This window comes from Shewanella aestuarii, from assembly GCF_011765625.1.
Lineage (GTDB): Bacteria > Pseudomonadota > Gammaproteobacteria > Enterobacterales > Shewanellaceae > Shewanella > Shewanella aestuarii_A.
On record NZ_CP050313.1, the window covers coordinates 3,153,761 to 3,166,591 of the forward strand.

The 12,831-nt window shown below is 40.2% G+C and carries 12 protein-coding genes and 1 riboswitch; of the genes, 4 read left to right on the forward strand and 8 right to left on the reverse strand.

The features are described from left to right. Positions 1 to 125: 125 nt before the first annotated feature. Entirely contained in the window at positions 126 to 1,316 is a 1,191-nt protein-coding gene (queG, locus tag HBH39_RS13855; protein WP_167679233.1) for a tRNA epoxyqueuosine(34) reductase QueG, read from the forward strand. A 35-nt stretch (positions 1,317 to 1,351) separates the two neighbouring features. Here queG and HBH39_RS13860 read toward each other — a convergent pair whose 3' ends face one another. After that, a complete protein-coding gene (locus HBH39_RS13860; protein ID WP_167679235.1) occupies positions 1,352 to 1,558 on the reverse strand; it encodes a dodecin in 207 nt (68 codons plus the stop codon). 290 nt (positions 1,559 to 1,848) lie between these two features. Here HBH39_RS13860 and HBH39_RS13865 point away from each other — a divergent pair, with 290 nt between their 5' ends. After that, positions 1,849 to 2,751, forward strand: a complete 903-nt coding sequence (locus HBH39_RS13865; RefSeq protein WP_167679237.1) for a LysR substrate-binding domain-containing protein — start codon at positions 1,849 to 1,851, stop codon at positions 2,749 to 2,751. Here the strand turns inward: HBH39_RS13865 and HBH39_RS13870 are convergent. The 6 genes from HBH39_RS13870 to HBH39_RS13895 all read right to left on the reverse strand — a co-directional run bounded on the left by HBH39_RS13870 (position 2,734) and on the right by HBH39_RS13895 (position 9,840). Next, positions 2,734 to 3,474, reverse strand: coding sequence for an HDOD domain-containing protein (locus HBH39_RS13870; RefSeq protein ID WP_167679238.1), 741 nt, complete (start codon positions 3,472 to 3,474; stop codon positions 2,734 to 2,736). The genes HBH39_RS13865 and HBH39_RS13870 overlap by 18 nt on opposite strands. 116 nt (positions 3,475 to 3,590) lie before the next feature. After that, the gene (locus HBH39_RS13875; RefSeq protein WP_167679240.1) at positions 3,591 to 5,585 is read right to left on the reverse strand and encodes a TonB-dependent receptor family protein; all 1,995 of its coding nucleotides are present in this window, start codon (positions 5,583 to 5,585) and stop codon (positions 3,591 to 3,593) included. Between the two features lie 109 nt (positions 5,586 to 5,694). Beyond that, positions 5,695 to 5,884, reverse strand: a riboswitch (cobalamin riboswitch). Between the two features lie 156 nt (positions 5,885 to 6,040). After that, positions 6,041 to 6,706, reverse strand: coding sequence for a hypothetical protein (locus HBH39_RS13880; RefSeq protein ID WP_167679242.1), 666 nt, complete (start codon positions 6,704 to 6,706; stop codon positions 6,041 to 6,043). A 135-nt stretch (positions 6,707 to 6,841) separates the two neighbouring features. After that, the gene (locus HBH39_RS13885; protein ID WP_167679244.1) at positions 6,842 to 7,162 is read right to left on the reverse strand and encodes a DUF3622 domain-containing protein; all 321 of its coding nucleotides are present in this window, start codon (positions 7,160 to 7,162) and stop codon (positions 6,842 to 6,844) included. A 64-nt stretch (positions 7,163 to 7,226) separates the two neighbouring features. Further along, positions 7,227 to 9,155: a peptidase U32 family protein gene (locus HBH39_RS13890; RefSeq protein ID WP_167679246.1), complete on the reverse strand. Its 1,929-nt coding sequence runs from the start codon at positions 9,153 to 9,155 to the stop codon at positions 7,227 to 7,229. Positions 9,156 to 9,273: 118 nt separating this feature from the next. After that, complete coding sequence (locus HBH39_RS13895; RefSeq protein ID WP_167679248.1) at positions 9,274 to 9,840, reverse strand: phosphoribosyltransferase; 567 nt, start codon at positions 9,838 to 9,840, stop codon at positions 9,274 to 9,276. 218 nt (positions 9,841 to 10,058) lie between these two features. Between HBH39_RS13895 and HBH39_RS13900 the strand changes: the two genes are divergently transcribed. Both HBH39_RS13900 and HBH39_RS13905 read left to right on the forward strand, forming a co-directional pair. Further along, entirely contained in the window at positions 10,059 to 10,712 is a 654-nt protein-coding gene (locus HBH39_RS13900) for a DNA-J related domain-containing protein (protein WP_167679250.1), read from the forward strand. Between the two features lie 147 nt (positions 10,713 to 10,859). After that, positions 10,860 to 11,513 (forward strand): thiol:disulfide interchange protein DsbA/DsbL, encoded by a 654-nt coding sequence (locus HBH39_RS13905; RefSeq protein ID WP_167679252.1) that lies wholly within the window; start codon positions 10,860 to 10,862, stop codon positions 11,511 to 11,513. Positions 11,514 to 11,768: 255 nt separating this feature from the next. Here HBH39_RS13905 and rluF read toward each other — a convergent pair whose 3' ends face one another. Further along, the gene (gene rluF / locus HBH39_RS13910) at positions 11,769 to 12,686 is read right to left on the reverse strand and encodes a 23S rRNA pseudouridine(2604) synthase RluF (protein ID WP_244325655.1); all 918 of its coding nucleotides are present in this window, start codon (positions 12,684 to 12,686) and stop codon (positions 11,769 to 11,771) included. Between the last annotated feature and the right edge of the window lie 145 nt (positions 12,687 to 12,831).

Below are 12,831 nucleotides of genomic sequence, written 5' to 3' on the forward strand. Positions count from 1 at the left end.
AAGTCACCCGTCTAAGCGGGCTTGACCTAACGGACTGATGACTTGCTTTATGAGTAATTTCTCCCCTATCGTATTCATAAAGCCGTTATAATAGCACGGTCTAAGGTTAACTTACTGTCACCATAATGAATACACACCAGCCGCAACTAACAAGTACTCAACTTAGCCAACTTGCCCAACAGATAAAAAAATGGGGTAAAGAGTTGGGGTTTGCGCATATTGGCATTACAGACCTTGACTTAACGGAGCACGAGCCTAAATTACAAACTTGGCTTGATAACGGCTTTCATGGTGACATGGGCTATATGGCCAATCACGGTATGATGCGTGCAAGGCCAGCCGAACTGCATCCTGGCTCTATCCGTGTCATTAGTGCACGAATGGATTACTTACCTCCTGAAGCTGGGTTTGCGACTAACCTTAGTGATCCTAATCTGGGTTATATATCTCGTTATGCTGGTGGACGTGATTACCATAAATTAATGCGTCAACGACTTAAAAAGCTAGGCGACAAAATTGCAGAGCATTGCCAAACACTTAATTTCAGCCAAACAGATTTTCGTCCTTTTGTTGATTCCGCTCCCATTTTAGAGAGGCCTCTAGCAGCTAAAGCGGGGCTTGGCTGGACTGGCAAACATTCGTTAATTCTACACCCTGATGCTGGTAGTTGGTTTTTTCTAGGTGAACTACTCATTAACTTACCATTACCCACAGACATCCCGATAGTAGAAGGGTGCAATACCTGTGTTGCCTGTATCAAATCTTGCCCAACCAATGCGATTGTTGCCCCTTATGTGGTTGATGGAAAACGCTGTATTTCATATTTAACCATTGAGTTACAAAGCGCCATTCCTGAAGAATTTAGACCACTGATTGGCAATCGTATTTACGGTTGTGATGATTGCCAATTAGTCTGCCCAGTGAATGCCAGAGCGCCACTCACAAATGAGCACGATTTTCATACTCGATCGCCATTAGTTCAACCTAAATTATTAGATTTATTCGCCTGGTCTGAACAAGAGTTTTTAACTAAAACCGAAGGTAGCGCTATTCGTCGCCTTGGACATAAACGTTGGTTACGCAACATTGCTGTTGCATTAGGCAATGCCCCTGCCGATCCGCACATTATTGAAGCTTTAACTCAAAAACTAACATCTGCAGAAGTGGATGAATTAATTATCGAGCATATTGAATGGGCCTTAACCCAGCAACAACAAAAGCTAACCAGTCCAATTAGTGCTGAAGAAGCATCACAAAAGCGTAAAATCCAGCGCGTGATCCGCAGTGTACAAAAAGGCTTACCTAGAGATGCCTAACTCAAAGAGGAGGGCAACCTCCCCCTAAAATAGGATTAATCTTCTAAGGTAAACCCAACCTTCACCGTTACCTGCCAATGGGCAACTAAACCTTCTTCTAAGTGACCTCGCGTTTCAACCACTTGAAACCATCTTAAATGTTTAAGCGATTTATTGGCCTGTGCAATCGCATTTTTAATCGCCTCATCAGTGCCTATGGGAGAAGACCCCACTAATTCAATAACCTTGTATGTATGACTCATCTTTATGCCCTCTAGTAACCGTGAATATCATTGAGTATAGGCAAAAAACCATCAATTGAGACATTAACCTAGGCTAACAACTAAACCCTCGGCTCCTTCAATTGATGACTAAAGCAGCAAAAACTGTAGCTTTAGCACCATTGTCATCATGAATTGCTAAAATAAGGTTACTTTTTTGTAAAAAAATTACACAGGCGTCTGGACGTCTAGAAGTTTACTGTGTTAATCTGCTGTCAAGTAATTGAAAGCTGTTTATCGGCTAGTTGAGTAAGTTTCATGTGGGGTAAGTAATGATAGAGCTTAGACATCTTCGCACTTTAGTAGCATTAAAAGAAAGTGGCAGCTTAGCGGGTGCAGCTAAAAAACGCTTTGTAACTCAATCGGCACTTTCTCATCAAATTAAAGAACTCGAAACCCGCATTAATTCAGCCATTTTTGTACGTAAAAGCAAGCCATTAGCCTTTACCCATGAAGGGGCTCGCTTATTAAACTTAGCTGAAGAAATTTTGCCTAAGGTTATAGCGACAGAGTTTGATTTAAAACGCGGTTTAGAAGGCACAGAACAGCAGCTCAAGCTAGGGATTGAATGCCGCAGCGGTATGAAATGGTTAGCACCAGCAATCGAAGCATTTCAACATCAAGTCCCAAATACCTCTGTAGAGATTGCAAATAAACACTTAACAGAGTCGCTTAATGCCCTCGAAAGCGGCAGTTTAGATATTGTACTCACCTCTGCGCCCGTCCCTGGCCATACGCTTGCTTATCAACATTTATTTGATGTTGAAATTAAGCTTGTGGTTGCCAATGACAATCCTTTGGCCAGCCAAGTATATGTTACGCCTGCACAATTGGCTGATACCCCACTATTAAGCTTTGCAGCACCTCTTAATAGTCTAGATATCTATAAGTACTTTCTAGAGCCAGCAGGCATCAAACCCGGCGAGCAAAAACAATGTGAGTTAAGCTCAGTATTAGTGCAACGAGTTGCCTGTAACGATGGCGTTGCAGCCCTTCCGGCTTGGTCACTCAAAGAGCTTCAAGGATTAGGTGTAAGCGCAGTTAAATTGGGGGCTGAAGGGCTTAAAAAGCCTGTATTTGGAGCCTACAGACGCGATGCCACTAACGCAAACCTTATCCAAAAATGGTTAGAATTAGTGGCACAAGAAGGTTTGCAATTACAGCGGGTTAATTAACAATCCTCGCTTAGAAAGCACCCTGCGTAACAACAACCCTGCTGAGTCAGGGTTACTTGTTTGGCTTAAATTATGAGCTATCATAAATTCACTGCGTAAATCATCGTCTAGCCCCAGTGATTCAAATGCCTCAATCGATAATGTTTGCTGATGATTATCAATTAATGACTTGATCACCTTTAGCGATATCGGTCTTTCTAATTCACTATTTAAATAAGCAAATGCGGTTAAGGTAATGACTTGGCCAAAGACACTAAATAAGGCTAGCGTCTGCATTTCATCTGCATCAATTTTCAGTCCAGAGCCTTTTTCGTTTTCTTCTCGTAGTAGCGAAATGGTATCAACGGCAATTACTTCATTTAACTGCCAATACCCTTTAACTAGCTTTTTATAGGGTTCTTCTAATGAATCTAAGCGCTCTTTCAAATAAAACGAAAAGGCATAACGGTATATGTTCACTTGCCCTAAGCGAATAAGGGCATCTTTAATACTCCGGTTTTTTGTTGATACCACGCCTGCTGTTTGGGCTGTATTGCTACGCATTAATAAATGCGCAGCTAATGCCGGATCCTCCGACACGGTATCGTTAATAACACGAATATCAGCTTCATTAAGTAATGCTTTTTTCAATGGTGCCAGAATACCACGGCGACCAATAACTTGTTCTTCATTAGCGATAATTGCTCTAACGTGTGTTAACACTTGTTGCTCAAGATTTGTCATAAACCTTATTACCTATAACACTGTGTCGTTGTACATGTTTTCATTTTGAAAAACCTTAGCATAAAAAAGCCAACAAAAAACTTGTTGGCTTTAAATAGTATAACTAATTTATCAATTTAGAAGCGATAGCTGGTACTTAAACGAAGGTTACGCCCTTCTCCAGGGTAATAACCACTTCCCCAAATTGAATAATAACCTGCGCTAACATAGTCTTCATCTAACAAATTATCAGCTCGCAAACTCGCAGACCAATGATTACGAGTGTAATTGATGGCTATATTCGTTAGCACATAACTGTCAAGTTTAGGGTCAAGGTTAGCATTGTCGCCTTCAATAAAGCGCTCACCAGTATAAGCGCCCTCGGCAAATACCTGCCAATGGTCATTGATATCATAACTCACATAGCCACGGCCATTATGCTTAGCCACCCAAGACAGTGCCTTACCTTGATTCACACCGTTGGTAAACTCGGCATCGATATAGTCATAACTAATCCCAAAGACTAAATCTGATGATACTTGCATATCATATTGCGTACTGACGCCATAACGACGCGATGCTTCAGCATTAACGTTAGCACCATCAAACTGACCACCATCAGGCTTTTGTGCACTTGGATCCCAAATGATTTCATCTTCTAAATCTAACCGATAAACATTCACAGTAAGTTGATGAATAGCGTTAATAAAATCCCAACCCGCTTCATATGATCGCCCAGTTTGAGGCTTTAAGCCAATCACCCCAGGCGAGGTATAAGCTTGTTCATCAACCTTAGCGAAGCGAAAGTTTTCATCTGCTCGAACATATACACGATGACCACTGCTGTGACGATAATTCAGACCAAATTCAAATGCATGCGCATCTTGTTCTAAATCAACTCCATTAGGATAAGCATCGCCATCAACCAAATCATCATCGGCTTGCGCATAGCGACCACCGACGACATACGATAAAGATTGAGTCAGTGGCACGGTAGCTTGAACATAAGCACTGGTTTGAGTTTGTTGATTACTTCGCCCCCAACTAAATTCTGACTCACCAAGATGATAATCAATGCCGCCAACGATATTTAGCTCTCCATTATCAACAACATATTTAGCAATCGCTTTAGGTGAGACGCTGAGCAAGGTTCGATCGTTGCGTCCGTAACCGCCCCATTGGATACTCTTAGTAGCACTATCGCTATAGCTCACATCAAGGCCAGTATTCCAGTTGTTATTCAACTGATAAAAATAACCACTGCGAACAGCACTGGTTATTTCATGAATATAATCTCCTATATTCCATGGATTGGCTTGTCTGGGATCATCGGCTAACTCAGTGCCAGACAACGAACCTGGCGTTTGCCTATCGTTATCGTAATAGCTGGTTTCAATGAAAAAATCTTGCTTGTCTGCTTGATATTGAACACGACCTAAAACCGAACTGGTTTGACTATCATTTTCATCTCGGTAATTGTCGGACTCGTTATAACTGGCTGCCAAATAGTAATGCCAAGCCTCATTGATCGCCCCTGACATATCTCCTTTTGCTTCAAGCATATTGAAACTGCCTGTGGCTAATTGCAAACCACCACCGATATCAGTGGGTGCTTTAGTGATAATATTGATCACCCCGCCCACTGCCTGATCGCCATACAATACCCCAGAGCTGCCTGACAATATTTCAACACGTTCAATCTGACTCACTGAAATGGCACTTACACTTGGCGCAGCAATATCAATGTTATTCAGTCTACGGCCATCGAGTAAAATTAACGTGTTACTGGCCGCTTGCGAAGCACTAAACCCTCGCATAGAAAATACCGGGCCGGTGTTGTTATCAGAGATTTGAATGCCACTTTGCCCGCGCAATAAATCACCTAAATTGCTGGCACCGCTCATTTGAATATCGCCCGCATCAATCACATTAACATTAGCAGCAATGTTCAATGGATTATTAGGACTACGCCCAATAACAACCAGGGTTTCATCAACAGAAGATGAATCTATTACCGCTTGTTTTGATGTGGCCTTGCTGTCTAAATCAGCAGCAAAAGCGAATGAAGACAGACTGGTAAGTCCGAAGATAGCGCTTAATGATAAGGCTAATTTTGTTGGTTTAATACCCATTTACCTTTAACTCCTAAAAGGGAAAATGGGGCAGGAATGTCGCAATAAGCAAATATCACCGATAAAAGTGCGCAATGTTTATCACATTTCAAGATCTGCCCACCGAAATCTTAAAATCATCTTTAGGGCCGGTCTCCGGACTCAGGTATTCAATATCATATATAAAATAATAATATCGGCGAACAGTGCTATGTTGCACACTATCCTAACCTTCACCGTTGCGGGGGCAGTATCAGATTTGCACTGATTTCCCGATTATCTAATCACTTATTATTACAACTCAATGAATAAGCTTTAGCACCACAAAAGATTGACTAGTCATCATGACCAATTGAATCGCGGCAATTATACGGACTATGGTAACAACTTGATATACAGATAAGAATTTTATCCCCCAGCTAATCAAGAGTTATTTTCAACTAGCCGTAAAAGTAAAATCCGAAAAAGATCGACCGTTAATTATTGGCCATAAAATCACGATAGTTAGTTGCATCTAATGGTGGCTTATTTTCTTTAAAAACTGCAGTACGAATTGATTTATGAATGAGGTATAAGTCTTCAGCGCCGCTGACGACAGTAAAGTACCCAATTTCACCTTTGGGGACTGTCGAGAAAGTTTTATCAACAAAAATAGATTTGTGATGAATGTTAGGCATCACTGTACAACCTAAAATACCATGGACAGCCTTTAAACCTTCCACCTCTGAAGCGCCTAAAACGGTATATACAACCTGACCTTCACAATGTTCTTTATAAGTATCAGCCATACCGTCGAGAAAAACTTGAGGTTCGATATCATTTGCAAGCCCTTTGAAACCTTGCATACAAACAAGCCCGCTCCAATTGTTTAAGGATTCATTCGCTGGAATAAATTCTGCCATAAACATTTCGCCCTGCATTTCGTGAAATGCAAGTTTCCAAGATAACGGTGGTAAAAAACCAAATTTAGATGCGAAATCGGTAAGTTGCTGAACATCTTTAGGCATTTCGACTTTACCAATGGTCGTGTTTTCGTCACCAAAAATGGTATTTTGAGCGGGAAAAGGATTCGCTGATAGTGAGGCAAACGGAATTAAGCAAGCCAAAGTAAGCCAAAATAAATTAACCGCAGAAGGTTTCATTCCATAAAGTCCTTTCAGTCAACTAATCAAATACCTTTGATTAGGCCGTATGATGTAAATCTAACTATATAACACAACGGCCTTTTATCAAAAACTAATCTTTAACAGCTTGCCACGCATGCACAGCTGTTAACATTAATTAAAAGCCTCATCATCGCCATCGCTAGCATCAGTTTGTTCAACGTCGTCGAACTCGCCAGATTCAGCAGCAATGGCAGCGGCTAAGCTTTTAGCTTTTAAATGCTTTTCAGTTTTACGCTTATTGCGTTCAACTTGCTTACCTAAAAAATCTTGTAGTGCTTGTTCGCCCCATGCGGTCGCTTCAGCTTCTGATGCAAAACCATCATGGCTTTTTGAAACCACAGTTTTAGTTGCGGTCATACGGCGAGTAATTTCAGTTTTCCAACCATTATTCGCTTCAAAAACTCGAAAAGCATATTTTTTACTTTGACTCATTTGTCTATTTATCCTAAAAATTTAGAGACTATCTTCTGTTATCACTTGATATAACACATCAAGCTTAACTTTGTTTTACCATTTGATTTGAACCAACAATCATCATTTCGCATTTTTGGCAATCAAACACTAATTTCAATTTATCTTTACCTACATCTAAAAACATCGGGTCAGCTTTAATGCCTTCCACTTCTTTCGGGCACAAATTAAAACTGAAGCGCAAACAATGCTTGGTCACCATTAAGGGCGCATCGTGAAGCACTTTATTTTTCTCATAGGTATCTTCAATTTGAATCACCCCATGTTGTTCGTAAAAATCACGTGCTTTTTCATTGGCAACATTGGCTAAAAAGCTCAGCGACTTCTGTGGGAAACGAGCCTCTTTATTATGTTGCCAGCGCGCGGGGCGCACATAAGCATTAACCCTAGCCAGTATTAATGCATTGACTGCATCACGGCGTAACTCATTCACAGTAGAAGCCGGTAAAAACCATACTTGTTCAGTTAACAAATTAATCTTGTTGGCCACAAAATCAGTGCTGCCAAGTTTTGCTAATTGTTTTTTCAAATTAGCGGCCACTTTAACTTGATCGTTGGCAGCCTCTTTTGAACAGGCCATCGCCACCGTTGCCGATATGCCATGAGCATCAGTAATTGTTAAGCCGACACCGTCTTGGGTATCGCAAAACTGCATATCAACGGCAATTTTACGGCTCGCAGAATCTTTATTCAGGGTTGCTTCAAACTTATGATCAAAGTTACGAAACATCATCACGCCTACTTTTAAATCTTTCGGCACTTCTGTTAAATACAAGGTGTTGCCATCAGCACGATTGACTCGAGTGCCAGCTAATTTATCATCAGATAAACGCTGAACTTCATAATGCTCAACAAAAAAACACAGCCCGTCACCATTATTAAAGCTGATTTGTTTGCCACTTTCGCTGGTGTCAATTTTTATAAAATCTTTACCTACATGAGTAATGCGTCCCACTTTTTCGCCAATAAACTTAGGTGAGCTAAAGTGTTCAATTGCTTCAGTACGCTGGTTAACAAAGTAATCAGTTTTACCGCGGTTAAAGCTTTTATCGGGATCGGGAGTAAAGTTAAATTCACAACGCCCATGAGAAATAGACTCAAGATCATCACGCTTGGCGATAATCGAATCTAACTGCTGACGATAGTGTGCTGTCACATTTTTCAAATAAGTAATGTCTTTTAAGCGGCCTTCAATTTTAAAAGAGCTAACGCCAGCATCAATTAATGCCTCTAAGTTATCTGTTTGGTTATTGTCTTTTAGTGATAATAAATGTTGGTTTTCAGCCAATACATCACCATCTCTGGTCGTTAAATTGCAAGGCAAACGGCACATTTGCGAGCATTCACCACGATTAGCACTGCGATTAGAATACGCATGACTTAAATTACATAACCCGCTGTAACTAACACAAAGTGCACCATGAATAAAAAACTCAAGTTTCATTTTTGTGCTAGCAGCAATGTCGCGAATTTGTGGAATATTTAACTCACGAGCCAAAACCACTTGCGAGAAACCCACCTGTTCTAAAAAAACTGATTTTTCAGGAGTGCGATTATCCATTTGCGTACTGGCATGTAAGGCAATAGGAGGTAAATCAAGCTGCAACACTCCCATATCTTGAATGATTAATGCATCCACACCGGCTTCATATAAATCCCAAATCAACTGCTGGGCTTTGGCAAGTTCGTCATCCATTAAAATGGTATTTAACGCAACAAACACTTGCGCATGATAGCGATGAGCAAACTCAACCAAACGGGCAATATCTTCAACACTGTTGCCCGCATTATGGCGGGCACCAAACGCTGGGCCACCAATATACACCGCATCTGCTCCGTGACGTATGGCTTCAATGCCATAATCAGCATTTTTTGCTGGTGCAAGCAATTCAAGTTGACGCTTAGTCGTCGATACTGAAGTCGGTGTCGGAGTAAAAATTTCCACAGAAGCCATAGGATTAATCAATTCATCTTATATAAAACAGGTTGATAAAAAAGTGCGCCAACAAAGCTTGTTGGCGCACTATTCTGATAAGCTGTATTCTAGCAAATATGTTGTAAAAATACCCAGTTTAGATAAATAAATCTTGGATGTTTTTTAAATCACCTTTGCCTTGAGCGATTTCTTCTAAGTTTAACCCTGTTACTTCATGTGGGAACACTAGCCACTCTTCAGATGCGTGAATATAGTAATCAGGCTTTAAAGGTACTTTGGTATTATTCGGCTTGTAATAAGGACAGGCAATACGAATGTCTGCTGGCGTATTTAAACGCATGAATTTTTTTAACTTACCAATTAACGCATCAATACTGCGCCCCGAATCAAACACATCATCAACAATCAATAAGCCATCGCTGGCATTTGCATTTTCAATAATATAATGCAATCCATGAACCTTGATGTTCTTATCTTGCTTGTCGGTGCCAATGCCATAGTAAGATGAAGTACGTACAGCAATGTGGTCCGTTTCTACCTGTTTAAAATCAAAATATTCTTGTACTGCAATGCCAATAGGTGCACCACCACGCCAAATGCCAACAATGAACTGTGGTCTAAAACCACTTTCATAAACTTTCGCAGCTAAGCGGAATGAATCTTCAAGTAATTGTTGCGCGCTAATAAAGTGTTTATCGATCATCAGATGAGGCCCCTATTTTGATTGCGGCGAATTTTATACCAAAATGATCAACTTTGCCTACTTTGTCATTCAGTTTATTCATTTAGATCATATTATTGAACCGTAATTCATCAGCAATAAGCTACAAGCAAACTTATCACCATCAAAAAACGTCTTCTCCTTACGAGTTGGCTATGGCATAGTATTTTTTATCGCCAATTCAGGATGAAGACGCTCGCATGTTAATAGATAACCGTTTAACCACTCCTGCATTATCTCAAACAGCAAACGCCGAACACATCGCCATTAAAGGTGACAATGCGCTTATTTGGCCGTTACTGAGTTTGCTTAAGTCATCTAATCGTAGTTGGAAAGTCCATCATTTAGCCACTGAGCTACAAGCAAAAGGTTTAATGCATCACTTAGACCCTCTGCCAGAAAAAGATTTGTTCAAACGAAACTTTCTATTAATGAATGCGTTATATCAACTACAAGATATGTTGCTACCTAAGCAATGGCTGCAAGTAAAAGCCATGGAGATCCAACTGTTTCGGATTGTGCCTAGCAATGCCGATATATTGCATCGTGATGATGCTGCGCTACGTGATTATTATTTAGATTGGAACCACTATGACACTAGCGTTAACGTAGTGCGTGAAATGCTTGAATCATTTTGGAGTAGTTATCAGGAATATATTGGTTTTAACGTTAATTTAATGAATAAAGGGCATGCTTTAAAAGTGTTCGAACTGGATGAAACTGCCACCGACAAAGACATTCGTCGCCAATGGCGTAAGCTCGCCTTAAAGTGGCACCCTGACAGAGACGATGGTAATGCAGACAGGTTCAAAGAGGTATGTGAAGCTTGGCAAACCTTACGAGAAAAAGCTTAACCGCCTAAGTCTACGCCAGTAAGAGACACACCAGTTAAATGATATAAATCACCGCTAGATCACATAAATAACAACACCAACAGTCAAAAATTACGGCATAATCCATGGCGTATTCATGCATAGTAATAAACTTTTTTTGAGGTAATCATGTTCAAACATTTAGCCCTAGCCATTACATTAGCCGTCGCGCCATTAAGTAGCTTTGCAGCGCAATTTATTGAAGGCAAACATTACACCCAAATTTCTAATAACATGGTGCCAACTGAACCAAAAGTAACAGAGTTTTTCTCATTTTACTGCCATAACTGTTTTAATATGGAAACACGTTACCTTCCTGAAATTAAAGCCGGTTTAGATAAGCAAATTAACTTTGACACTAAGCATGTTGATTTTATGAATAGTGAAATTGGCACTGAAGTAATGCGTTCATTAGCCGTTATTCATGAAATGGACAATAAAGATGAGCTAAAAATCGCCATGTTTAATGCAATCCAAGGTGAAGCGGATGATGGACATGATCACAGCGCCCACGGCCATAGCCATGAACCACAAGTCACCAGCCGTGATGATATTAAAAAGGTGTTTGCCAAATTTGGTCTTGATGGCGACGCCTACGACAAACTTGCTGATAGCGAAGCAACCGATAAAAAACTGAGTTTATGGCGCCAACAACAAGTTATGTATCGTGTCCAAAGTGTGCCAACCTTCATTGTTAATGATAAATACGCAGTTAACATGAATGAAATGCGTACACTAGAAGATATTATTGAAGTGATGAATTACCTTGCACTGAAAAAGTAATCACTAGCTCAGTATCAAAACAAAAAGGGGCAAGTGTGAATAACACTTGCCCCTTTTTTATTATCCTGAAGTGATATTTTCATACATATCAACTTTTACCATCGTAATAAATGACTCATCATGCAAGCTTGCGAAAACACCTGTTAACTGAGTTAGATTTTTTGATTGTAGAATAACTACTTATCAAAAAAATCAGCCTTGTTATCACGCATTTCCCTTGCGCTATTTTTGTCTACTTATTCACTTTGATTGGCATTATCGTTTAGGTTTGCGAGCTCCGCTCGGCTTGCCGCGACCGCCACCAGCCCCTTTAGGTTTAGGTTTAGCTTTGCCTTTACTTGCACCGCCACGATGATTTTGCATAAAGTGCTCAGGGCCTTCTATTTTATCCCTTAATGATGGCAGTTTTGGCTTAGGTTTAGGCTTCTTCTTTTGGGTGGCTTTTTTATCTTCCGATGACGAGTCTTTGATCATTTCAAACAGTGTATCTAATTCTTGCTTATCTAAATCACGCCACTCGCCTATGGGCAATCCTTTTAGACTCACATTCATGATTTGCTGGCGCTCAAGTTTAGTTACTTCAAATCCAAAATGCTCGCACATGCGACGAATTTGTCGATTTAATCCCTGCACTAAAACAATTTTAAACACGTATGTTGATACTTGCTCAACCTTACATTTTTTGGTGATCACCCCAAGGATTGGAACGCCATTGCTCATTCCTTTAATAAAACTCTCGGTAATCGGTTTATTCACCGTAACCACGTATTCTTTATCATGATTATTACCAGCGCGAAGAATTTTATTAACCAAATCACCGTTGTTGGTCAAAAAGATCAGCCCTTGAGAATCTTTATCTAAACGACCAATAGGAAAAATACGGGTTGAGTGATTAACAAAATCGACAATATTATCACGCTCAGTCGCTTCAGTGGTGCTGACAATACCAACCGGCTTATTTAGCGCAATAAATACTAAATCTTCTGCATCTCTGGCTTCAATATCTTGGCCATTCACTTTAACTTTGTCGCCAAAAGAAACCTGATCGCCTACTTGCGCACGTTTACCATTAATAAACACATTACCCATTTCAATAAAGCGGTCAGCTTCACGTCTAGAGCAGATCCCACTTTCGCTAATGTATTTATTAAGACGCATACCCGTATCAGACACGATGAATTTCCTATTGGTAAAAGATAACGAGCGCAAGAATATCATAGCCAACAGGGGTTGCCCAATGGGGGAAAATAAATTGTATTTATATGCAGAGGAATTAATCGATAGAGAAAAATGATAGGGGGTATTCTATTAATAACAA